Below are 21,779 nucleotides of genomic sequence, written 5' to 3'. Positions count from 1 at the left end.
CCTCACCAGGGGAGGGTGCCTCCGTTCTCCACGAAGGCGCCGCTCGGCGCGTCCGCGCCCGCGGCGGCGGTGGCGACGATGATCTCCGCGCCCTCCTCGACGCTCAAGGTCCCCGCGTGGCCGTTGAGGTCGGTCGCGGTGAAGCCCGGATTGACGGCACTGATCCGGATCTCCGGGTACGCCTTCGCGTACAGCACCGTCAGCATGTTCAGCGCCGCCTTGGAGGAGTTGTACGCGAGCGCGGGGACCCAGGAGGAGAGCAGGGAACGGCTGTCGGGGTGGGCGTTGATGGTGAGCGAGCCCAGAGAGCTGCTGACGTTGACGACGACGGGGTGCTCCGCCTTCCGCAGCAGGGGGAGGAAGGCGTGCAGGGTGCGGACGGGGCCGAAGACATTCGTGTCGTAGACCCGTTGCAGGTCCGGACCCGTCAACTCCTCAACAGGCTTGGCGGGTTGGTTGATGCCCGCGTTGTTGACGAGGACGTCGACGTGTCCGGCCTCCTCGCGGACGCGGTCCGCGGCGGCCTGCACGGACGCGTCGTCGGTGACGTCGAGGAGCAGGGCCCGGGCGCCCAGCGCGTCGGCGGCCTCCTTGCCCCGCTGGGCGTCACGGGCGCCGACGTAGACGGTGTGGCCCCGCTCGACGAGGCGGCGGGCGGTCTCGTATCCGATGCCCTTGTTGGCACCGGTGATCACGGTGATGGTCATGTGTCCCACGGTCCGCGCCGCCCGGGCGGGCAGACAGAGCCCTCCGTGTCGGGGGGACTGGCAGTACCAGGCTGTGGCGGCGCCGGGGGAGCACCATGGAGGGGTGAGCCAACGAGACCCTCGGGACCATCGCGAGCACGGAGAGCTCGGTACCGCGCTGCGGTACTGGCGCGACCGGACCACACCCCAGGAGGCCGGGCTGCCGAGGGGCGGCGCGCGGCGGGCGCCCGGACTGCGCAGGGAGGAGCTGGCGCAGCTCGCCGGGCTCTCGGTGGACTATGTCACCCGCCTCGAACAGGGCCGCGCCACCGCCCCCTCCGACCAGGTCGTCGGCGCGCTCGCCCGTGCCCTGCGCCTGTCGGAGCCCGAGCGCGACCACCTCTACCGGCTGGCCGGGCAGGCCCCGCCCGCGGCCGGACACATCTCGCAGCACATCCCGCCGAGCGTGCAGCGCCTCCTGGACCAGCTGAGCCAGTCCCCGATCGCGGTGCACGACGCGGCGTACAACCTCATCTCGTGGAACCCGCTGTGGGCCGCGCTGGTGGGCGACCTGTCCGGCCTGCGCGGGCGCGAACGCAACTACGTGTGGCGGGAGTTCACGGGTCTGCCCAGCCGGACCACGCACACCCCGGAGCAGGAGCGGAGGCTGCGCACGGCCCTGGTGTCGGATCTTCGGTCCGCCACCGCCCGCTATCCCGACGACCGGGGGCTGCGCTCGCTGATCGCGGATCTGCGGCGGGAGAGCGAGCCGTTCCGTGAGCTGTGGGCCTCGCACGCGGTCGGGTTCCACACGGCCGACACCAAGACGGTCCACCATCCGGAGGTGGGGGTGATCGTCCTGGACTGCGACACGCTCGCGGTGCCGGGCGGGGACCTGCGGATCACGATCTGCTCGGCGGCGCCGGGCACGGAGGCGGCACAGCAGCTGGCGCTGCTCGCGACGGTGGGGTTGCAGACGACGGGCACTGCCCTCGGCTGACCGGTGGGATGTGTGGCACCCGGTCCGCACGTCGCTGCGGGTGCGCGCGGACCGGGGCCGTACAAGGGGAGCCCGGGGGCTCGGACGCGGGCTCTCAGCGAGCCGCGAGTTCGCGGGGTTCGGCGGCCGGGGCGTGGGCGTCCATGCGCTCGGCGGCCAGGATCGCGCCCGCCGTGTCCGCGCGGGACGCGGCGACGACGAGGGCGCGGCCGGCGAGGGCGTGGGCCCGCTGGTGGAGAGCGACGACGTGCGGCTCGCGCACGGCGGCGGCCGACGCGTGGACCGGCGCCACTCCTCCCCGCAGCCGCGCCACCCGCTCGGCGAGCCGCTCGGCCGCCGCGTCCAGGTCGGCGGACGGCTCGATCGCGCGGATCTCGTCGGTCACCGCGAGGAGCGCCGCGAGGTGTCCGGCGAGCTGGATGTCCAGCTCCTCCTCGCGCGACCGGTGGGGAAAGTCGGAGGGGGTGCCGGCCGTCGTGTGGACCGACTTGGTGCGGATCGGTTCGTACATGGGGACGGCCTCCTGTGGTCTTTCAGGAAGCCATCCTAGCTTGGATTTCGTCTAAAGTTGAGCCATGTCGCACATCTTGTCGTGTCGCGTACACAGCGTGAGTGTCACGGCTGGCTGTAGCCGTCCAGGAAGTTCCCGATCCGGGTCACCGCGTCGGTCAGATCGCCCACGCTCGGCAGGGTGACCACCCGGAAGTGGTCCGACTCGGGCCAGTTGAAGCCGGTCCCCTGGACGACCATGATCTTCTCGCGGCGGAGCAGGTCGAGGACCATCTGCCGGTCGTCCTTGATCTTGAAGACCTTCGGGTCGAGCCGCGGGAAGAGATACAGCGCGCCCTTGGGCTTCACGCAGCTCACGCCCGGGATCTGGGTCAGCAGTTCGTAGGCGACGTCCCGCTGTTCCTTCAGCCGGCCGCCGGGCAGCACCAGGTCGTTGATGGTCTGCCGCCCGCTGAGCGCCGCGACCACGCCGTGCTGGCCGGGCATGTTCGCGCACAGGCGCATGTTCGCGAGGATCGTCAGGCCCTCGATGTAGGAGTCGGCGTGCGCGCGGGGGCCGGAGATCGACATCCAGCCGACCCGGTAGCCCGCCACCCGGTAGGCCTTCGACATGCCGTTGAAGGTGAGGGTGAGCAGGTCGGGCGCGACCGAGGCGGTCGGGGTGTGCGTGGCGTCGTCGTAGAGGATCTTGTCGTAGATCTCGTCCGAGCAGACCAGGAGGTTGTGACGGCGGGCGATGTCGGTGAGCCCGCACAGCATCGCCTCGTCGTACACCGCGCCCGTCGGGTTGTTCGGGTTGATGATGACGATCGCCTTGGTGCGGTCGGTGACCTTGCGCTCCACGTCCGCGAGGTCGGGCATCCAGTCCGACTGCTCGTCGCAGTGGTAGTGCACGGCGGTGCCGCCGGACAGGGACACGGCGGCGGTCCACAGCGGGTAGTCCGGCGCCGGTACGAGGACCTCGTCGCCGTCGTCCAGCAGCCCCTGCATCGCCATCACGATCAGCTCGGACACGCCGTTTCCGATGAAGACGTGCTCGACGTCGGTCTCGATGCCGAGGGTCTGGTTGTGCATCACGACGGCGCGGCGGGCGGCGAGCAGGCCCTTCGCGTCGCCGTAGCCGTGCGCGGTCGACACGTTCCGGAGGATGTCCTCCAGGATCTCGGGCGGGCACTCGAACCCGAACGCGGCCGGATTGCCGGTGTTCAGCTTGAGGATCCGATGACCCGCCGCTTCCAGCCGCATCGCCTCCTCGAGCACCGGGCCCCGGATCTCGTAACAGACGTTGGCGAGCTTGGTCGACTGGATCACCTGCATGACGGTGAGCTTACGGCCGCGTAACGCTCGGCGGGGGGTGTTTTCCACCACGTGAGACGTGGCGTTTTGGGTCGCTTTCTTCCCGTGTTGTGCCGCAAGCCCTTGCGGTCCTTAGAATCCGCGATCATGTCCTGGCAGAACGGTGAGACCGAGGCCGAGCCGAGGGTGTACCTCCCGAGCGGCGACGGCGAGGCGCCTCCGGCGTACGAGGCGTACGCGGATCCGGCGGCGGCGCACGGCTGGCAGGGCGCGTACGACGGGCCGGGTGCGGTGACGGCCGACGACGGGTCGGGGACGGGGGCGGGCGGCGACGGCTCGGGGGTGGGGGGTGCGGGCGGCGACGGCGCCGCGGCGCGTACCGGGACTGGCCGCCATGGCGGCTCGCGGCGCCGCCGCCCGGAACGGATCCCGCGGCGGCGGGTGGCGGTGGCCGGCGGCGTGGTGTGCGCGGTCGTCCTCGCCGTGGTGCTCGTGGGACTGTTCGACTCCGGTGCGTCCGGAGGCTCATCGCCCTCGGGGCGGGGCGACGGTGACGGCCGGGGCGCGTCCGCATCCCCGGAGCCGACGGCTTCCGTGAGCGGCTCGGCCGCCGACGAGGCGGGGACGGCGCCGGGCGACTCGCCCGCCGCCTCCGGTGCGAGCGCCGACCGGACCTCCCCGGGCGCGTCCGCGTCCACCTCGGCGACGCCGTCCACCACTGCGCCGCGGTCCCCGTCGGCGGGGACCTCCGCCTCCGCCTCTACCGTCACCACCCCCACCACCAGCCCCACCGCGACCACGGGCCACGGCGCCGCCAACGGCAATCCCGGCCACGGCCAGGGCGCCACCAAACGGCCGAAGTAGCCGTCGGCTCGCTCACGTATACGACACGCCCCGTCCCGTCACTCCGGCATGCCCATGGCCGGAAACCGCTCCTTGTTCCTCCCGTCCCCTCGATTGACAATGCGCATGACAAGACTGGAAGTGGCCGGAAGATCTCCGGTCGCCCAAGTCGCAAGAGGGGACCCCCACATGAGAAAGCCTCTCGTCGCCGCGCTCTTCGCCCTGGTGATCACCGGGGCGGGCGTGGCACCCGCGGTCGCGGCACCCGCACCCGCGGCGGCGGCGTCGTCGTCCACGTCCGCGTCCGCGTCCGCGGTCAAGGCGGACACGAAGGCGGCGGCGCCGACCCTCCAGGCCGTCAGCCTCGCCGGGACCGTCGCGCTCAGCAACTGCTCCGGCTCCGTCATCCGCTTCCCCAACTCCGCGGACAGCGACCCGGCGCTCGTGCTCTCCAACGGCCACTGCCTGGAGACGGGCTTCCCGGAGCCCGGTGAAGTGATCGTCGACCAGGCGTCCAGCCGTACCTTCGGCCTGCTCAACTCGGCCGGCACCCGGGTGGCGACCCTGCGGGCCGGCAAGGTCGCGTACTCGACGATGACCGACACGGACATCACGATCTACCAGCTCACCAGCACCTACACGACGATCAAGAACTCGTACGGCATCAGCGCGCTGACCGTGCAGGACACGCACCCGACCGTCGGCACCGCCATCACGGTCGCCTCCGGTTACTGGAAGCGGCTCTACAACTGCAGCATCGACGGGTTCGCGTACCGCCTCAAGGAGGGCGACTGGACCTGGAAGGACTCCATCCGCTACACCTCCGCCTGCAACACCATCGGCGGCACCTCGGGCTCGCCGGTCATCGACCAGTCCACCGGCAAGGTCGTCGCCGTCAACAACACCGGCAACGAGGACGGCGAGACCTGCACGGTGAACAACCCCTGCGAGGTCGACGCGAGCGGCAACGTCACCATTCACCCGGGCATCAACTACGCCGAGGAGACCTACCAGATCCCGGCCTGCTTCACGACCGGCAACAAGCTCAACCTGAGCGCGAGCGGATGCACCCTGCCCAAGCCGTGACCCCTGTGCGGCGGCGGGCGGTCACCGGGGAGTCCGGCGGACCGCCCGCCCCGCCAGTACGTCCGTGCGCCGCCCGTCCTCGATCACGAACCGGCCGTCGATCAGGACGTAAGGGATGCCCGTGGGGAGTCTGCGCGGGTCCGCGAACGTCGAGCCCGCCGCGACCGTGGCCGGGTCGAAGAGGACGAGGTCGGCGCGGTACCCCTCGCGGACCAGGCCGCGGTCGGGCAGCCGCAGCCGGGCGGCCGGGCGGCCGGTGAGATGGGCGACGCACTCCTCCAGGGAGAGGACGCCCAACTCCCGTACGTACTTACCCAGATACCGCGGGAACGTGCCGTAGGCGCGCGGGTGCGGCTTGTCGCCGCGCAGGATGCCGTCCGAACCGCCGGTGTGCACACGGTGCTGCATGATCGCGCGGACGTTCTCCTCGTGGCCGACGTGCTGGAGGATCGTCGGTCCCAGCCGGTCGTCGAGGAGAAGGCGGCGGGCGGTCGTCCAGGGGCTCTCGCCGAGCCGGTCGGCGGACTGCCGGACCGTGCTGCCGACGTACGACGCGAGCGCCGGGTCGGTGACTCCCGAGATCTCGATCGTGTCCCACTCGATGGGCACGCCGTGGCAGCCGTCGGCGCCGATCACCTCCATGTGGTGCCGGACGCGTTCGGCCGTCTCCTCGTCCTTCAGGCGCGCGAGGATCGCCTCCGGGCCGCCCTCGCTCGCCCAGCTCGGCAGCATCGCCACGAGCGTGGTGCAGCCGGGGGTGTAGGGGTACGTGTCGAGGCTGATGTCCGCGCCCGCGGCGAGGGCGTCGTCCAGGAGGGCCAGCAGTTCCGGGGCCCTGCCCTCGTTGACGCCGAAGTTCATGGTGGCGTGGGCGAGGTGGAGCGGGCAGCCCGCCTCGCGGGTGAGGGCCACCATCTCCTCGTACGCCGCCAGGGCGCCCGCCCCGTACGAGCGGTGGTGCGGGCAGTAGTAGCCGCCGTACTCCGCCACCACCCGGCACAGCTCGGTGAGTTCGGCGTCCTGGGCGTACATGCCGGGGGTGTAGGTGAGGCCGGAGGACATGCCGACGGCGCCCTCGCGCATCCCGTCGGCCACCAGCCGCCGCATCCGCTCCAGCTCCCGCGCCGTCGCCGGACGGTCGTCCCAGCCGACGGCGAGCATCCGGACGGTGCCCTGCGGGATCAGATACGCGGCGTTCACCGCGATGCCCTCGCCGTCGAAGCCGTGGTCGAGCCGGTCCAGGTACTCGCCCACCGAACGCCAGTCGAAGTCGATGTCGTCACCGGGTCCGTTCCAACCGGTGATCGTGGACCGGACCTCCGCGAGGGTGCGGTCGTCGACCGGCGCGTACGACAGCCCGTCCTGGCCGATGACCTCCAGGGTCACCCCCTGTGCCGCCTTCGCGCTGTGGTCCGGGTCGCGCAGGAGGGCGAGGTCGCTGTGGGCGTGCATGTCGATGAAACCGGGGGAGAGGGCCAGGCCCTCGGCGTCAAGGACCCGCCGGGCGACCGGCCGCAGACAGCCGGCCGCCGCGCCCTCCTTGAGCACGGTGGTGATCCTGCCGCCCTCGATGCCCACGTCGGCGCGGTACGAGGGGCCTGAGGTGCCGTCGACGACCTCCGCGTCGCGGATGACGAGATCCATCACAGGGGCCTCCAGGAAACACGGGAAACATTCGTCACAGCGGCCTCTCAGAAGAACGTACGGACGTAGTCCACGACCGTGCCGTCCGCCTCCACCAGCGGAATCAGCTGCCACTTGTCGAAGGACGTGCAGGGGTGGGACAGCCCGAGGCCCACCCAGTCCCCGACCTCCACATCCGCCTCCGGGTCCGTGCGCAGCCACGCGTGCTGGTCGGAGAGCGCGGTCACCGTCAGACCCGTCGCCGGCCGCTCGGCACCGTCCCGCCGCACCACCTGGACCTCGGGCAGATCGAGGTCGTACGCCGCGTCGCGCTTGCCCGCGTTGACGAAGGCCTGCTCGGGGGAGGGCCGGGAGACGACCTGGGCCCAGAGGCGGAACGCGGGGTGCAGCGCGCCCTCCTCGGGGACCCGGGTGAAGGGGGTCAGCCGACGGTAGTGGCCGTCGTCGTGCGAGACGTAGGCGCCCGAACGCAGCAGCTTCAGTACGGGCAGGGAGAGATCGGGGAGCTCGGAGAAGACGTCCGCGACGGCGTCGAACCAGGCGCTGCCGCCCGCGCTGACGACGATCTCCGCCACCCCTTCGAACCGGCCCGCCTTGTCGAAGTCCACCGCCAGCGCGGTCAGCCGCCGCAGCCAGGCATGCACGCGCTCGGGGTCCGCCCCCGGGACCTCGCCCTCGTAACCGGCCACGCCGACCAGCCGCAGGGTCCGTGTCGCGGCCACCGCGTCCGCGACCGCCGCGCACTCCGCCTCCGTACGCACCCCGGTGCGGGCCCCCGCGCCGGCGGCGAGCTCGACGACCACGTCCACCGGACGGGTGGAGCCGTGCAGCGCCGCGTCCATCAGCTCGACGCCGCGCACCGAGTCGACGTAACAGACGAAGCGGAAGTCCGGGTCGGCCGCCAGTTCGGACGCGATCCAGCGCAGCGCCGCCGCGTCGACGAGTTCGTTCGCGAGGAAGATCCGCTCGATCCCGAACTCCCTCGCCACGCGCACCTGGTGGGGCACGGCGAGCGTGATGCCCCAGGCGCCGTGCTCGATCTGCCGCCAGAACAGCTGGGGGGCCATCGAGGTCTTGCCGTGCGGGGCGAAGGCGAGGCCGTGGCGGACGGCGTACGTCTCCATCAGTTCGAGGTTGTGCGTCAGGCGCTCGGCGGACAGGGCGAGGACGGGGGTGGTGAAGCCGCCGGTGAAGAGGTCGCGGCGCTGGGCGGCCAGCTCGCCGACGGTCAGACCCTCGGCGTCCGGGGGGAGGCCCTTGAAGCGGTGGTCGACGCGGTCCGCGGCGAGACGGTCCGCCGCCAGACGGGCGGCGGCTTCGGAGGCGGTCATGGGGCCATCCCTTCAAGGGTGCTGCACTGTGTTGCAGCATGTGCAACGGTCATTGCGTATGTCGTTTACTGCTGTCTAACATCCCAGCCAACGCAGGGTCAACGGTGCCGCCCGGCCCCCGTCGGCCGTGAGAGCGAGGAGCCCCAGACATCGTGACCCCCAACGGACCTGTCGACGTCCCGGACGTCGTGGATGTCGTCGCGCTCGGCGAGTCCATGGTCACGTTCCTGCCCACCCGGCCGGGGCGCCTCGCCGATGTGCCGTCGTTCGAGCGGGGGATCGGCGGAGCCGAGTCCAACGTGGCGTGTGTGCTCGCCGCGGCCGGGCACACCGTGCGCTGGGTCGGCCGGGTCGGCACCGACGGGTTCGGCGACCACCTCGTCGAGGCGATCGCCGCGTACGGCGTCGACACCTCCGCCGTACGACGGGATCCCGCGCGTCCGACGGGCATCTACTTCCGCACGGCGGGCGACCGGGCGAGCGACGCCCACGAGGTCGCCTACTACCGGGCCGGATCCGCCGCCTCCGCGATGACCAGGGACACCGTGGACGTGGGCGCCCTGCGGTCGGGCCGCATACTGCACCTGTCCGGCATCACCGCGGCGCTGTCCGAGGACTGCCTCGGCCTGATGCGCGAACTCACCGCGCCTCGCGCGAGGCGCCCCCTCGTCTCCTTCGACGTCAACCACCGCGCCGGGTTGTGGCGCGACGCAGACGGACCGCGCGTCCTGCTCGACCTCGCGCGCGGCGCGGACATCGTGTTCGTCGGAGACGACGAGGCCCGCGCCGCCTGGGGGCTGCGCGGGGCACGGGCGATCCGCGACGCGCTGCCGGAACCGGCCGTCCTCGTCGTCAAGCAGGGCGGGGACGGGGCGACCGTGTTCGAGAGGGCCGCGGCGGGCCGCGCGTCTTCGGGAGCCGCCCAGGACGCCCCCGACACCGCCACGTTCGTACGCGCCCTGCACGTCGACGTGATCGCGGCCGTCGGCGCGGGCGACGCCTTCGCCGCCGGGTTCCTCTCCGCCACCCTGCGCGCACTGCCCGCCCGGGACCGGCTCCGGCACGGCCACCTCATGGCCGCCGCCGCCCTCACCGTCCACGGCGACCTCGCCGTACCCCCCTCCCGCGACCACGCCGACCGGCTGGCCGCTCTGGACGACGACGCGTGGGAGACACTTCGACTCGGCCCCGGCTGGACCGAAGCCGTCACGCGGGCCCAGGAGGAGGTACGTACCCCATGAGCCAGACCGTCGACCGAGCGCTGAGCATCCTGCCGCTGCTCGCCGAGGGCCCCGCCGACCTCGGCCAGGTCGCCGACCGCCTCGGTGTCCACAAGTCCACCGCGCTCCGCCTCCTGCGCACCCTGCACGAGCACGGCCTCGTCTACCGCCAGTCCGACCAGCGCTACCGCCTCGGCGCCCGCCTCTTCGCCCTCGCCCAGGAAGCCGTCGAGAACCTCGACGTCCGCGAGATCGCCCACCCCCACCTCGTACGGCTCAACGAGACCTGCGGGCACACCGTCCACCTCGCGGTGTACGAGGAGAACGAGGTCCTCTACATCGACAAGGTGGAGAGCCGCTACCCGGTGCGCATGTACTCGCGGATCGGGAAGCCGGTCGCCATCACGGTCGCCGCCGTCGCCAAACTCCTCCTCGCCGATCTCCCCGAGCCCGAGCGCCGCGCCGTCGCGGACAAGCTCGACTACCCCATGTACACGGCCCGTTCGACCCCCAACGCGCCTGCCTTCCTCAAGGAGTTGGCCACGGTGCGCGAACAGGGCTGGGCCACCGACCTCGGTGGCCACGAGGAGTCCATCAACTGCGTCGCGGCCCCCATCCGCGGCGCCGACGGACGCGCCGTCGCCGCGATGTCGGTCTCCGCGCCGAACGTCGTCGTCACCGCCGACGAACTCCTCACCCTGCTCCCGCTGGTGCGCCGGACCGCCGACGCCATCAGCCACGAGTACTCCGGCAAGCCCCCAGCCAAGGAAGAGAGTTCCCGACGTCCATGACCGAGAAGACCGCCCTCACCCCCAAGACCCACACCACGCCGCCGGCGAAGTTCTCGCACGGCGTGAAGAAGGGGAACATCCTCCAGGTCGCCGGACAGGTCGGCTTCCTCCCGGCCGAGGAGGGCAGGCCGCCCACGCCCGCCGGTCCCACCCTGCGTGAACAGACCCTCCAGACCCTCGCCAACGTCCAGGCGATTCTCGAAGAGGGCGGCGCGAGCTGGGACGACGCGATGATGATCCGCGTCTACCTCACGGACGTCGACCACTTCGCCGAGATGAACCAGATCTACAACACCTATTTCGAGGAGCAGGGCCTCACCGCGCCCCCCGCCGCCCGCACCACGGTCTACGTCGGCCTGCCGGCCGGCCTCCTCATCGAGATCGACGCGCTCGCCGTACTGGGCTGAGCGCCCCCTCCAACTCCCGCACCCCGTACGTCATCACGGCACGGCGTCCACCTTCATGGGACGCCGTGCCGCGATCCCCCCTGCCCGAAAGCCGCATGCCCCACTTACCCGACTGCAGAGGTCCTCCGCTCATGTCCTCGCTCATGTCCTCACCCCTGCCCCTGCTCGCCGCCACCACCGCACCACCGGCCCCACCCCACACCGGCGGCCTGATCGCCCTCATCCACGGCACCGCCGGTCTGCTGACCGTCGCCGCCCTCGGTATCGCCCTGCTTCTCGTGCTGATCATCAAGGCGAGACTCCAGCCCTTCGTGGCGCTGCTCGCGGTCTCCATAGCCGTCGGCCTCGCGGCCGGTCTCTCCGTCACCGAACTCTTCGGCACGGTCCAGCGCTCCGACGCCGTCTCCCTGATCGAGTCCGGCATGGGCGGCACCCTCGGTCACATCGCGATCATCATCGGGCTCGGCACGATGCTCGGCGCGATCCTCGAAGTCAGCGGCGGGGCGGAGGTGTTGGCGTCCCGGCTGCTGAACCTCTTCGGCGAGGAGCGGGCGCCCCTCGCCATGGGCCTCACCGGCCTCATCTTCGGCATCCCCGTCTTCTTCGACGTCGGCATCTTCGTCCTCGCGCCGATCGTCTACGCGGCCGCCAAGCGCGGCGGCAAGTCGATCCTGCTCTACTGCCTGCCGCTGCTCGCGGGTCTCTCCATGACCCACGCGTTCCTGCCGCCGCACCCGGGCCCGGTCGCCGCCGCGGGACTGCTCCACGTGCAGCTCGGCTGGGTCATCCTCATGGGCATCGTCTGCGGCACCCCCGCCGTGCTCGCCGCCTGGGCCTGGTCCGCGTGGATCGGCAGGCGGATCTTCGTCCCCGTGCCGCAGGACATGGCCGAGGCCGCCGACGAGGCGAGGGCCGCGCTGGTCGAGGAGCAGCGGGCCGCCGGGGTCGCGCCGCAGGAGAAGCCGGTGCCGCTCGGCACGGTTCTGGCCATCATCGGTACGCCGCTGGTGCTGATCCTGCTCGCGACCTTCTCCTCGATCGCCTTCGACCCCTCCACGGGCCGCTCGGTCATCGAGTTCTTCGGCCACCCCTTCGTCGCGCTGACGATCGCGCTGCTGCTGGCGTACTACCTGCTCGGCATCCGCCGCGGCTGGTCCCGCAAGTCGCTGGAGACGGTGTCCACGGCCTCGCTGAAGCCGGTCGGCAACATTCTGCTCGTGGTCGGCGCGGGCGGGGTCTTCGGCGCGGTCCTCAAGGGCAGCGGGGTCGCCCAGGCCCTCTCCGACACCTTCAACGACGTCGGTCTGCCGGTGATCGTCCTCGCCTACCTCATCTCCCTGGTCCTGCGTGTCGCCCAGGGCTCGGCGACGGTCGCCATCGTCACCACGGCCGGCATCGTGGCCCCGCTGCTGACCGGGGGCGACCACTCCCAGGCCTTCGTCGCCCTGGTCATCATGGCGATCTCGGCGGGCTCCATCTTCGCCTCGCACGTCAACGACGGCGGCTTCTGGATGGTGGCGAAGTACTTCGGCATCTCCGAACGGGACACCCTCAAGACCTGGACGGTCCTGGAGTCGGTGCTGTCGGTGGCGGGCTTCGCGGTGGCGGCGGTGGTGAGCCTGTTCGTGTAGGTACGGGGCGTCTTCGTACAACGGTCGCGTTGCCAACTTGGGGGCTGGCTGTGTCCGACACAGGATCTTCGACCATACTGCCCGCTGTGGAGCAGCGCATAGGTTCGAAGAGCCAGCCCCTGGACGCCGCCGCGGTGAACCCGGCGTCCATCCCCGGGCTTACGTCACCCGCGAAGGCGGAGCCGAAGGACGCGGCCGTCGAGGAGGCCGCGTCCGAGGAGGCGGTTGTCGAGGACGCCGCCCCCGAGGACGAGGTCTCCGAGGAGGCGCCCGCCGAGGCCGAAGAGGAGGCCACCTCCGAATCCGACTCGGACTCCGAGCCCGAACCGGACCCGGACGGGCCGGTGTTCGAGGCGTCCGACCGGCGCGCCTCGATCAAGGCCGACCACAGCGGCGTACGGCTGCGTCTGGACGACCAGGAGGCGGAGTTCCGCTGGGACGAGATCGGCGCCGTCGAGACGGAGTCGCCCCGCTTCGGGAAGCGGTTCACCATCACGGTGCACACCCCGGACCGCCGCTGGTACCCGATCGAGATCGAGGCGACGGCCCGGGCCCGCTTCAAGGAGTGGGAGGACCAGCTGGACACGGTCCTGGACACCTACTTCGAAGACGGTGAGGAGAGCGCCTCGTAGGGGCGCGGGGAACTGCGCGACCAGCCGCAACGGGCCCGCAGTTCCCCACACACCGCACCGCCCCGGTCAACTGCAGTACTGCGTCGCCTTCCCGATCGACCGGTACATGCAGTCCGCGTTCTCCAGCAACTGCAACACGGCGTCCCGGTTCCGTGAGGTCTCCCGCTCGATGACCTCGTCGGGCGGGTAGAACCCGCCTCCGGAACTGGACGTCGGATACATCTCGAAGGTGTAGTCGAAGATCTTCTGGGAGCCCCAGAGATAGTCGTCGATCGACCCGTCGGTGATGTAGAGGTCGCTGGACTGCTCGGGGGTGTACCCGTTGCTGGCCGCCATCTTCTGGCCGACGGCCTTGAACGCGGCGGCGTCGTCCGCTGTCATGCCGGTCGCGGTGTCGGCGGTGGTGTACCCGAAGGGCCACAGCACGAGTTCGCTGTACGTGTGGAAGTCGATGCCGGCCTTGATCTGCTGCTTCCCGCCGACGACCCGGCTCCGCACGAAGTCGGCGACGACCTTCACCTCGGGCGCGGACTCGGCGGAGGCGCCGCGGTAGGTCTCGGAGGACGTGGAGCCGGAGGAGCCGCCGCAGCAGCCCCACTTGTAGTTCCAGTTGCGGTTGAGGTCCGTACCGACGTACGAGGAACCGGAGTTGGGCTGGCGGTTCTTGCGCCACGAGCGGTAGGAGCCGGTCGCGATGTCGTACTCGCCGCCGTCCGGGTTGAGGTCGGGGACGATCCAGATCTCGCGGTTGTTCACCATGTTGGTGACCCGGGAGTCGCTGCCGTACCCGGCCCCGAGCTCGCGCAGCAGATACAGCGCCATCTCGACGGTCAGGTGCTCGCGGGCGTGCTGGTGGAAGGTGAGGAGGACCTCGGGCTCGTTCTCGTCGGTGGCCACGTTGTCGCTGACCTTGATGGCGACGATGTCCCGGCCCTGGTACGACTTCCCGATCACCCGCTTGCTCATGATGCTCGGGTAGGCCGCGAGCCGCTGGTCGATCTCCGTGTTCATCTCGGCGTAGTTGTGGTACTTCGCGTCGGCCGACGGGAAGTCGAGGAGGCGGACGTCACCGGCGCCGTTCGACCGGTTCGGCGCGGACCCCAACAGCGAGACCTCGTAGCCGAGTCGGCGCAGCTTCGTGACCTGGTCGGCGCGGCCCGAGACGACGACGGTCTCCTCGTCGGCCTCGTCCACGGTGACGCCGGTCTGCTGGATGGCGGCGCGGGTCACCGGGGTGGTGCTCTGGTGGATCTCGTACTGACGGATGTCGTCGGCCGAGGGCGCGGGGGCCTTCGCTCCCGTCGCCGTGGCGTGGGTGGCGGTGGCGGTGATCGGGGCGGCGAGGGCGAGCGCGAGCAGGGTCGCGAGGGTGACGGTGCGCCTGCCGCGTCTGTGAAGTCGCATGAAGTCTCCTTGGCGGAGTGGGGGGTGGAATCAGTGCGACGTACGGAGTGCGGGTGTGGCGCTCATGGTGAGCGTTTGGCATGGGCAGGTCAAGGGACGACAAAGAGCCGGTGGCGGAAACCGGTCATGCGTCGGACCCCGTCGGCAGGTCTGCCCGCCGGGGCCCGATGCGTGAGAGCGGCGAGGGAACTCAGCCCAGAGCGCGCCACTTCGCACTGAGGGCGATCGCCCGGAGCTGCTTCGTCGTGAGCGCGGGGGCGGTGCGCGTCGCGGCGGTCTCCTGGCTGCCGGAGTTGAAGGCACTGACCACCACACGGAACCCGTCGGTCCTGATGGTGTCGGCGGTCCACATGACGACGCCGGCGCCGCCCTTCTCGCCCGGCTCCTCGTGCGTGACGACCTTCGTGCCGTCGGCCAGCGTCTCGGCGTCCGCCCCGAAGAGCTGGTGCTCGACGTCCGACATGTTCGGCTGCACGTTGATCTGGACCAGGCTCCTGCCCTTGCCGTCGTCGAGGACGACATAGCCGTACCCGCTGTCCGGGCCGCTCTTGGCGACCACCTTGACGCCCTTGGGAAGCAGCGAGACGAGCGTCGAACCGATCGCACGGCCGCTGACGCCGGAGGGCTGTGTCGCGGCCGCCGTCGGGGCCTTGGGGTCCACCGGGATCGCGTCGACGACGCCCAGCCACGCGCCGGCCGTGGCGAGTGTCTTCAACCGCGCCGGAGACAGGGGTGGTTCGGACCTGCTGACCGGCGCGCCCTTCTCGGCCGCGGCGTTCCATTCGCTCACGCTGACGTGCTGCCCCGTGGGGGTGACGAGGTCCGCCGTCCACAGCTTCGTGTCCGCGCGGCGGTCCGGGTACTCGTACCCCTGGACGATCTTGAGCGCCGAGCCGTCGGGCAGCCTGGTCACGGCGCATCTGTCGTACGGCGCCAGGACCTTGTCCGGGCACGCGACGGTCTGGCGGGCCTGCTCGCTGCCCGGCAGGTCCCGGCCGAGGCCGACGGCGATGGCCGCCTCGCCCTTGCCGTCGTTGTAGACGACCTGCGCGTACGGCGGCAGCTGCTCGTCCGTGCCACGTGCCTCCGCCGAGCCGAACTTGCCCCGCGGGAGCAGCTTCTTGAGGATGCCGATCAGTTCGTCGCCGGTGTACGACGCCTTGGGGGCGGCCGAGGCGACGGGGGTCTTCGCGCCGGTGGCCACGGACTGCCGGCCGTCGTCGCCCCCCGGTACGAGGAGTGCCCCGCCGAGGCCCACGAGCGCGACCGAGGCCACGCCCCCCACGACGGCGGCCCTGCGCCGCAGCAGCAGCCTGTGGCCGCGCGCCTCGCCGGCGGCGACCAGGGCGCGCCGGTCGGTCTCGTAGGCCCCGCCGGCGTGGTGCAGGGCCGCGCCGAGCCGTTCCTCGAAACGGTCCTCGTGGTCGTGTCCCCGGTGGTGGTCGTGGTACCGGTCGTGGTCGTGGTCGCGGTCGTCAACGGGCATGGCGAATCACCCTCTCTGCTCTCCGTAAGGGCTGTCTGCCGGAGCGGTCTGTACGGTCGTCGGCGCCGGCGCCGGTGCCGGTGCCGGTGCCGGGCCGGGGTCAGGGTCTGGCGTGCTCGCCGAGGGCGTCCCCGAGCAGCAGCCGCAGCCGGGCGAGCGCGCGGGTGCAGCGGGTGCGTACGGCGGCCGAGCTGACGTTCATGGCCTCGGCGGTCTCCTCGATGCTGCGGTCCTCCCAGTAGCGCAGCACGACCACGGCCCGGTCCTTGGCGGACAGCCGGCCGAGTGCCTCGACCAGGGTCAGCCGCAGGGGTGTGTCGGTGTCGTCCGCACGCGGGTCGGGAAGGTCGGGGAACTCGTCCGTGGCGCGTTCCCGGCTGCTGCGGCGCCGCTGGTGGGCGAGGAAGGTACGGGTGAGGACGGTCTGGGCGTACCCGGCGGGGTTGCCGACGCGGGAGACCCGGTACCAGCGGACGTACAGGCGACCGAGGGTCTCCTGCACCAGGTCCTCGGCGAGATGGGTGTCCCCGCCGGTGAGCAGACAGGCGGAACGGTAGAGATGCCCCGCCCGCGCCGCCGCGAACTCGGCGTACTCGTCCCCCCGGACCTGTCTCATCCCGCCCCCGTGTCCTTGGTATCGCCGCCTTCACTCCATTGATGCGCCGGCCCCCCGGAAATGTTTCAGAGGACGGAAAGAAGGTTGAGAGGGGGCCCACAGGGAGCCCTCCACGCAGGGGATCCGCGTACGCCGGGTAGGTTGCCGGAGTGACAGACCAGCCGCCCGCTTCCACCCCACCGGGCTTCGGCCCGCCCCCGCCGCAGTATGCCCCAGGGCCACCCCAGCCCCCGGCGCCCGGCCCGGAGTTCCTGGCGGTCGACAAGCACAACTCGGTCGTTGTCGACGCGTCGGGTGTGGCCTTCGAGATGTACGACATCACGGTCGACTTCCCCTGGCCCGAGATCCGCAGCGTCCACTACAAGGCGAGCCCCAACGGCAAGGCCCTGATGGTCGCCGTGGTCCACCTGGACGGCAGGGTCTACGAGTGCGTGGTGAACGCGAAGCCGCGGGAGTTGTTGCGGGGGTGGTTCGCACAGTTGGCGTGGGTGCTGGGGTACTACCGGCCGCTGGGGTAGCCGTCCGGCGGCTCAGAGGAGGTGGTCGGCCCTGCCCGCCTCAAGGTCTGCCCTCATACGGACCGCCCCGGAAGTACATGCTCCCGTGCGGGCGGGGACGGTCACCGCGCTCATGTGCGGCGTCCGATCGGTCGGCAGGTGCTGAGCGCTTGGCCAGCGCTCGCAGCGTCTCCAGGCCGGCCAGGACCTCGGAGCGATTGTCCGACCTCTTCATCCACCGTGGCAGCCGCGCGAACATTGCCCTCGTCGGCCGCGCCCCGCCTCGCTCTCGCAACTGCGCACCGACATAGGCCGAAAGCTCGTCGACGTGCTCCTCGTTGTAGGCCCACAGGACGTGGCCGACGCAACGGGTCTGCAGCCAAAGGGGCTGCCAGAAGAACGGATCCTCGCTACCGCCGAGTACCGCGCCGACCAGACCGGCGCCCCGCACCTCGGGCTCCCGGTCGGCGACGGCACCGCACCCTCCGCAAGCCAGACGGCGTGGCTGGAACAAAAGCTCGCTGAAGTACCTGGGTGCGGGAAGACCAGGCCGAGGTGCCACGAGAGCGCAGCCGCCGCACTGCGGGCAGACCACAAGCATTCGGCCCGCGTACTGGGCCAACCAGCCCCCTGGGTCGTAGTGGCGCGTCGGAGCGTCACCCGGCTCGGAATCCATGGCGAACACCTTCGCAGGTTCGCGACGCCGCCCGCGACCAGGACAGGTCGCCGAAACAACCCCTCGGCCCGCCACCGCCGAGACCGTTCGCACCTGGCGACAAGCCGGGATGCGATGACAGCTCCGGGCGGGGCGGGCCGTGCTCAGGGGATGTGGAGGCAGGCGCGTCAGCCGAGCCCGTGCACGTGCGGCCCCACCGAGTTCGACCACGCGTTGCCCGCCGCCGCGTCCCAGTTCGTCGACCAGGTCATCGCGCCGCGCAGGTCCGGGTAGGTCTTGGAGGGCTTGAAGGAACCGCAGTTGGTGCCCTTGGCCAGGCAGTCCAGGGCGTTGTTCACCACGGAGGGCGAGACATAGCCGCTGCCCGCGCCGCTCGTGGAGGCCGGGAGGCCCAGGCCCACCTGGGAGGGGGCCAGGCCGCCCTGGAGCTGGATGCAGGCGAGGGCGGTGAGGAAGTCGACCGAGCCCTGGCTGTAGACCTTGCCGTCGCAGCCCAGCATCGAACCGCTGTTGTAGTACTGCATGTTGACGACCGTCAGGATGTCCTTGATGTTCAGGGCGGTCTGGAAGTACGCGTTCGACGTGGACTGCATGTCGATCGTCTGCGGGGCCATGGTGATGATGAGAGACGAGCCGGCCTTCGAGGAGAGCGACCGCAGGGCCTGCGTCATGTACGTCGCGTTGAGGCCGTTCTCCAGGTCGATGTCGACGCCGTCGAAGCCGTACGTCTGCATGAGGGAGTAGACGGAGTTCGCGAAGTTCGTCGCGGACGTGGAGTCGCTGATCGACACGGTGCCGTTCTGGCCGCCGATGGAGATGACGACCTTCTTGCCCGCGGCCTGCTTGGCCTTGATGTCCGCCTTGAACTGGTCGACGGTGTAGCCGCCGAGCCCGGCCGAGTCGAGGTTGAAGGTCACCGCGCCCGGCGTGCCCGTCGCGTCCGCGAACGCCACCGCGATGATGTCGTACTGGGACTGCACGCCGGAGATCTTCTGGACCGTCGCGCCGTTGTTGAAGTTCTGCCAGTAGCCCGTGACGGCGTGCTTGGGCAGGGTGCCGCCGCCACCGCCCGAGGACGCGGTCGTCGTGCCCGTCACCGCCGTCGACTTCGCCGACTCGCCCGCCGCGTTCGTCGCGGTGACCTGGAAGGAGTACGAGGTGGAGGCCGAGAGGGACGAGACGGTCGCCGATGTTCCCGTCGTCGACTGGACCTTCGTACCCGCCTGGTAGACGTTGTAGCCCGTCGCGCCCGACACCGTGTTCCAGGAGAGGGAGACGGAGGAGGACGTGGTGGAGGAGACCGTCAGACCGGTGGGTGCCGCCGGGATGGTGGGGGCCGGGTCGCCGCCTCCGCCGCCGTCGGGGCCGAAGACCGAGAGGTCGTCGGCGTAGTACGGGGCCTGGCCGTACCACCCGTGCGTGTACACCGTCACCGAGGTCGTTGACGCGCCCGTGGTGAAGGTGGTCGAGAGCTGTTTCCAGGAGGCCGAGTCGGGGGTCCAGGTCGAGACGTCGGTGGTGCCGGTGCCCGTCACGCCCAGGTAGGCGTACCCGCCCTGCAGCCACGCGCTCAGCGTGTACGTCGAGTTGGGCTTGACCGCGACGGCCTGGGTGCACTGGGCGTTGTCCTGCCCGGCGGGCGTGCCCTTGAGGGCGGCCGAGCCGCCGTGCACCGGCGAGGAGACGGTCGTACCGCTGCCCGCCGTGCAGGTCCAGTTGCTCAGGCCGGACTCGTAGCCGCCGTTCTTGGCGTTGTTGACGTCCGCCGCCTGGGCCTGGCCGGCCAGACCGGCGAGGGAGAGGACGGAGGCGGTGACGACGGCGGCGAGGGCGCCCGCCCATCTCCGTCGGGGCGGTCGGGGCATACGTATGACGCGGTCCACTGGGACCTCCGGTGAGGGGAGGGGAGGGGGGTGAGGAGGGGATGCGGAACGGTGGCCACCGTCGTACGTTGCTGGCGTACAAGTTGGTCCAGACCAATTGGGTTGTCAAGACCTCTGGTGGGTGACAGGGGTGACCAGTTGCCTCAACGGGCCCAAAGTGTGGGCGACTTGTGGCATATTCGTCTCACTCTCCGTTGATCAAGGCCGTACCTTCCGTGAGTTGATGTGGAAGATTCGGTGTTGAGGCGGCCATGCCGTGGATATGGTGCTGATGCAAGAGGACGTCACAGGGGCCATCTGAGGCGGTGGTCGACCACCCCGCCGCAGTGAACGGGGTGTGTGCAGCGTGCCGACCGCGATAGCCGTCACCAGTCCCGATCTGGTGCTCCCGCCGCACGACCGGCAGACCCCACCCGCCGTGGTCCAGCCCCTCGACAGTCTCGAAAGCTCCCTCACGGGCATGCACGCCCTCATCGAGCAGCACGGATACGTCATCGCGCTCTACCCGGCCTCGGCCGAGGACGCGGTCACCCGGCGGCTGCACACCGTCCGCTCCGTCCTGGAGAGCGACCGCATCGCCCTGCTCGGCATCGACCTGCCGCCACTCGGAGTGGCGCTGCTGGCCCAGCAGTTGCGGCAACTGTCGGTCTGCGACTTCAGCCCGGGCGTGCTCGCCTCCTCCGCCCGGCTGCTCGCCCACTACATCTACGCCGGCGCCCTGCTCGGCTCGGTCGCCAAGCTCGACCGGGTCCCGGTGACGCTGAAGTCGCACGCCAAGTCATGGGTGCCGGGCGCCCAGTTCGCCGTACTGTCCCATCCGCGCCCGCAGCTGGCCCGGATCGGGCAGGACGAGCTGACCGGGCCCGAGTTCGGCACCCGGCTGCTCGTCGCCGCGGGCCAGCCGCCCTCCGACTGGGTCACCGCGACCCTCGCGCCCGCCTGGCGTGTGCAGGGCGTCGCGACCGTGCCGCTGCCGCAGGAGTCTGCGCGCTGGTGGGGCACCACCAAGCTCGCCGAGTTCGCCGCCGGTCTGTACGACGTCTCCGTGCTCTACCAGCTCGTGTCGTCCGTCCGCCGGGAGGAGTGCCACTGGTGCGGCCTCGAACTCATCGGTGACCGCTGCGGGTTCTGTGCCGCGCCACTGCCCCCGCCTTCCGAGCTTCCGGCGGCCACTGTGCGGGCAGCATCCTCAGTACGCGCTCTGCCCCGAGGCGCCACGTAAGCCACGTCCGTACGCCCGAACAACACACTGATCGACACGTCGAACAACACGTCGAAGAACACACGCTGAACCACGCCAGGCACGACCGCTCGACCCCGCCCGTCCCCGCCCCACGATCGAGGTTGTCCGCGTCATGAACTCACGCCAGCGCCGCGGCGTCATCCTGCTGGTCCTCTCGGTCCTGTGCGCCCTGGGCGCCTTCGCCGGAGTGCTCTCGGTGATCCGCGACGTGAACTCCAAGGTCGGCCCGGAGGTGGCGGCGTACCGCCTGAAGGACGACATCGCGCCCTACAAGGAGCTGTCGGCCGACCAGTTCCAGAAGGTCTCGATGCCCAAGCGCTGGCTGTCGAGCACGGCGGTCACGAGCCTTGGCCAGATCCGCGGGAAGATCGCCGTCACCCAACTGGAGAAGGGCTCCCTGCTCCAGACCGACATGATCGTGGACCGCCCCGCGCTGGAGGCGGGCCAGCAGGAGATCGCGATCATGATCGACGCGGCGACCGGTGTGGCCGGAAAGATCGACCCGGGCTCCAGGGTGAACATCTACGCCACCTTCAAGGCCGAGAACGACAAACAGAAGGACCAGTCCAAGGTCATCGTCGCGAACGCCCGCGTCATCGACGTCGGCAAACTCACCGCCCTCGACCCCGGGCAGTCCAGCAACGACCGGCGCAACAGCGCCACCCAGGCCGTCCCCATCACCTTCGCGCTCGACACCGCCGACGCCCAACGCGTCGCGTACGCCGAGTCGTTCGCCGAACACGTCCGCCTCGCCCTGGTCGCGGGCGGCTCCGACGCGACCGTCGCCCCCGGCGACCGTACGTACACCCTCGACGAGGACAAGTAGGAGGCCGCGCATGAGGTCCATCCCCACGGGACTGCGCCGATGGCCCCGCACGAGGCCGACGACTACGGGGT

General features: G+C 70.9%; 20 protein-coding genes. 11 read left to right on the top strand and 9 right to left on the bottom strand.

The features are described from left to right. Window positions 1-2: 2 nt before the first annotated feature. Window positions 3-707 carry an SDR family NAD(P)-dependent oxidoreductase gene (locus tag ACFVWD_RS39275; protein WP_389602775.1) on the bottom strand — a complete coding sequence of 235 codons (705 nt, stop codon included), beginning with the start codon at window positions 705-707 and terminating at the stop codon, window positions 3-5. A gap of 103 nt (window positions 708-810) precedes the next feature. On the opposite strand from ACFVWD_RS39275, the gene ACFVWD_RS39270 reads away from it, so the two are divergent. Continuing rightward, a complete protein-coding gene (locus ACFVWD_RS39270) occupies window positions 811-1,686 on the top strand; it encodes a helix-turn-helix transcriptional regulator (RefSeq protein ID WP_389602774.1) in 876 nt (291 codons plus the stop codon). A gap of 94 nt (window positions 1,687-1,780) precedes the next feature. Here ACFVWD_RS39270 and ACFVWD_RS39265 read toward each other — a convergent pair whose 3' ends face one another. Then, window positions 1,781-2,197 carry a hypothetical protein gene (locus tag ACFVWD_RS39265; RefSeq protein WP_389602773.1) on the bottom strand — a complete coding sequence of 139 codons (417 nt, stop codon included), beginning with the start codon at window positions 2,195-2,197 and terminating at the stop codon, window positions 1,781-1,783. 104 nt (window positions 2,198-2,301) lie between these two features. Further along, window positions 2,302-3,513: a pyridoxal phosphate-dependent aminotransferase gene (locus ACFVWD_RS39260; protein WP_389602772.1), complete on the bottom strand. Its 1,212-nt coding sequence runs from the start codon at window positions 3,511-3,513 to the stop codon at window positions 2,302-2,304. Between the two features lie 126 nt (window positions 3,514-3,639). Between ACFVWD_RS39260 and ACFVWD_RS39255 the strand changes: the two genes are divergently transcribed. Both ACFVWD_RS39255 and ACFVWD_RS39250 read left to right on the top strand, forming a co-directional pair. Further along, entirely contained in the window at window positions 3,640-4,356 is a 717-nt protein-coding gene (locus tag ACFVWD_RS39255; RefSeq protein ID WP_389602771.1) for a hypothetical protein, read from the top strand. A gap of 168 nt (window positions 4,357-4,524) precedes the next feature. Beyond that, window positions 4,525-5,421, top strand: a complete 897-nt coding sequence (locus ACFVWD_RS39250; protein ID WP_389602770.1) for a serine protease — start codon at window positions 4,525-4,527, stop codon at window positions 5,419-5,421. Window positions 5,422-5,442: 21 nt separating this feature from the next. Here the strand turns inward: ACFVWD_RS39250 and ACFVWD_RS39245 are convergent, their stop codons facing one another. Then, complete coding sequence (locus tag ACFVWD_RS39245) at window positions 5,443-7,065, bottom strand: amidohydrolase family protein (RefSeq protein WP_389602769.1); 1,623 nt, start codon at window positions 7,063-7,065, stop codon at window positions 5,443-5,445. A gap of 47 nt (window positions 7,066-7,112) precedes the next feature. Continuing rightward, window positions 7,113-8,396, bottom strand: coding sequence for an amino acid deaminase (locus tag ACFVWD_RS39240; RefSeq protein WP_389602768.1), 1,284 nt, complete (start codon window positions 8,394-8,396; stop codon window positions 7,113-7,115). Window positions 8,397-8,548: 152 nt separating this feature from the next. Here ACFVWD_RS39240 and ACFVWD_RS39235 point away from each other — a divergent pair, with 152 nt between their 5' ends. The 5 genes from ACFVWD_RS39235 (at window position 8,549) to ACFVWD_RS39215 (ending at window position 13,077) form a co-directional block, all read left to right on the top strand. Then, the gene (locus tag ACFVWD_RS39235) at window positions 8,549-9,637 is read left to right on the top strand and encodes a sugar kinase (RefSeq protein WP_389602767.1); all 1,089 of its coding nucleotides are present in this window, start codon (window positions 8,549-8,551) and stop codon (window positions 9,635-9,637) included. Further along, entirely contained in the window at window positions 9,634-10,407 is a 774-nt protein-coding gene (locus ACFVWD_RS39230; RefSeq protein WP_389602766.1) for an IclR family transcriptional regulator, read from the top strand. Before ACFVWD_RS39235 ends, ACFVWD_RS39230 begins: the two co-directional genes overlap by 4 nt. Beyond that, on the top strand, window positions 10,404-10,814 hold the full coding sequence (locus tag ACFVWD_RS39225) for a RidA family protein (protein ID WP_384912402.1): 411 nt from the start codon (window positions 10,404-10,406) through the stop codon (window positions 10,812-10,814). Before ACFVWD_RS39230 ends, ACFVWD_RS39225 begins: the two co-directional genes overlap by 4 nt. A gap of 143 nt (window positions 10,815-10,957) precedes the next feature. Beyond that, complete coding sequence (locus ACFVWD_RS39220) at window positions 10,958-12,445, top strand: GntP family permease (protein ID WP_389602793.1); 1,488 nt, start codon at window positions 10,958-10,960, stop codon at window positions 12,443-12,445. An 86-nt stretch (window positions 12,446-12,531) separates the two neighbouring features. Then, a complete protein-coding gene (locus ACFVWD_RS39215; RefSeq protein ID WP_389602765.1) occupies window positions 12,532-13,077 on the top strand; it encodes a hypothetical protein in 546 nt (181 codons plus the stop codon). A gap of 66 nt (window positions 13,078-13,143) precedes the next feature. Here ACFVWD_RS39215 and ACFVWD_RS39210 read toward each other — a convergent pair whose 3' ends face one another. From ACFVWD_RS39210 to ACFVWD_RS39200, 3 genes are all read right to left on the bottom strand, one after another. Then, window positions 13,144-14,481, bottom strand: coding sequence for a M14 family metallopeptidase (locus ACFVWD_RS39210; protein ID WP_389602764.1), 1,338 nt, complete (start codon window positions 14,479-14,481; stop codon window positions 13,144-13,146). 190 nt (window positions 14,482-14,671) lie between these two features. Then, the gene (locus tag ACFVWD_RS39205) at window positions 14,672-15,967 is read right to left on the bottom strand and encodes a hypothetical protein (RefSeq protein ID WP_389602763.1); all 1,296 of its coding nucleotides are present in this window, start codon (window positions 15,965-15,967) and stop codon (window positions 14,672-14,674) included. Window positions 15,968-16,067: 100 nt separating this feature from the next. Continuing rightward, window positions 16,068-16,583: a SigE family RNA polymerase sigma factor gene (locus ACFVWD_RS39200; RefSeq protein ID WP_389602762.1), complete on the bottom strand. Its 516-nt coding sequence runs from the start codon at window positions 16,581-16,583 to the stop codon at window positions 16,068-16,070. Between the two features lie 149 nt (window positions 16,584-16,732). Here ACFVWD_RS39200 and ACFVWD_RS39195 point away from each other — a divergent pair, with 149 nt between their 5' ends. Next, window positions 16,733-17,101 carry a hypothetical protein gene (locus tag ACFVWD_RS39195; RefSeq protein WP_389602761.1) on the top strand — a complete coding sequence of 123 codons (369 nt, stop codon included), beginning with the start codon at window positions 16,733-16,735 and terminating at the stop codon, window positions 17,099-17,101. A gap of 822 nt (window positions 17,102-17,923) precedes the next feature. Here ACFVWD_RS39195 and ACFVWD_RS39190 read toward each other — a convergent pair. After that, entirely contained in the window at window positions 17,924-19,621 is a 1,698-nt protein-coding gene (locus ACFVWD_RS39190) for a chitinase (protein WP_389602760.1), read from the bottom strand. A 364-nt stretch (window positions 19,622-19,985) separates the two neighbouring features. Here ACFVWD_RS39190 and ACFVWD_RS39185 point away from each other — a divergent pair, with 364 nt between their 5' ends. Both ACFVWD_RS39185 and cpaB read left to right on the top strand, forming a co-directional pair. Beyond that, window positions 19,986-20,861 carry a hypothetical protein gene (locus tag ACFVWD_RS39185; RefSeq protein WP_389602759.1) on the top strand — a complete coding sequence of 292 codons (876 nt, stop codon included), beginning with the start codon at window positions 19,986-19,988 and terminating at the stop codon, window positions 20,859-20,861. Between the two features lie 133 nt (window positions 20,862-20,994). Continuing rightward, window positions 20,995-21,708, top strand: a complete 714-nt coding sequence (gene cpaB, locus ACFVWD_RS39180) for a Flp pilus assembly protein CpaB (RefSeq protein ID WP_168510805.1) — start codon at window positions 20,995-20,997, stop codon at window positions 21,706-21,708. The last annotated feature ends 71 nt before the right edge of the window (window positions 21,709-21,779 follow it).

Origin of the sequence: Streptomyces sp. NPDC058086, assembly GCF_042885015.1 — a bacterium.
In the GTDB taxonomy this organism is placed as follows: Bacteria; Actinomycetota; Actinomycetes; order Streptomycetales; family Streptomycetaceae; genus Streptomyces.
This window is presented reverse-complemented; position numbering and strand designations above follow the sequence as displayed.

Bases quoted from the DNA above. Each gene is read 5' to 3' on its own strand.
- ACFVWD_RS39275 (WP_389602775.1), bottom strand. From the start codon at position 707: ATGACCATCACCGTGATCACCGGTGCCAACAAGGGCATCGGATACGAG.
- ACFVWD_RS39265 (WP_389602773.1), bottom strand. From the start codon at position 2,197: ATGTACGAACCGATCCGCACCAAGTCGGTCCACACGACGGCCGGCACC.
- ACFVWD_RS39260 (WP_389602772.1), bottom strand. From the start codon at position 3,513: ATGCAGGTGATCCAGTCGACCAAGCTCGCCAACGTCTGTTACGAGATC.
- ACFVWD_RS39255 (WP_389602771.1), top strand. From the start codon at position 3,640: ATGTCCTGGCAGAACGGTGAGACCGAGGCCGAGCCGAGGGTGTACCTC.
- ACFVWD_RS39250 (WP_389602770.1), top strand. From the start codon at position 4,525: ATGAGAAAGCCTCTCGTCGCCGCGCTCTTCGCCCTGGTGATCACCGGG.
- ACFVWD_RS39245 (WP_389602769.1), bottom strand. From the start codon at position 7,065: ATGGATCTCGTCATCCGCGACGCGGAGGTCGTCGACGGCACCTCAGGC.
- ACFVWD_RS39240 (WP_389602768.1), bottom strand. From the start codon at position 8,396: ATGACCGCCTCCGAAGCCGCCGCCCGTCTGGCGGCGGACCGTCTCGCC.
- ACFVWD_RS39230 (WP_389602766.1), top strand. From the start codon at position 9,634: ATGAGCCAGACCGTCGACCGAGCGCTGAGCATCCTGCCGCTGCTCGCC.
- ACFVWD_RS39225 (WP_384912402.1), top strand. From the start codon at position 10,404: ATGACCGAGAAGACCGCCCTCACCCCCAAGACCCACACCACGCCGCCG.
- ACFVWD_RS39220 (WP_389602793.1), top strand. From the start codon at position 10,958: ATGTCCTCACCCCTGCCCCTGCTCGCCGCCACCACCGCACCACCGGCC.
- ACFVWD_RS39210 (WP_389602764.1), bottom strand. From the start codon at position 14,481: ATGCGACTTCACAGACGCGGCAGGCGCACCGTCACCCTCGCGACCCTG.
- ACFVWD_RS39205 (WP_389602763.1), bottom strand. From the start codon at position 15,967: ATGCCCGTTGACGACCGCGACCACGACCACGACCGGTACCACGACCAC.
- ACFVWD_RS39200 (WP_389602762.1), bottom strand. From the start codon at position 16,583: ATGAGACAGGTCCGGGGGGACGAGTACGCCGAGTTCGCGGCGGCGCGG.
- ACFVWD_RS39190 (WP_389602760.1), bottom strand. From the start codon at position 19,621: ATGCCCCGACCGCCCCGACGGAGATGGGCGGGCGCCCTCGCCGCCGTC.
- cpaB (WP_168510805.1), top strand. From the start codon at position 20,995: ATGAACTCACGCCAGCGCCGCGGCGTCATCCTGCTGGTCCTCTCGGTC.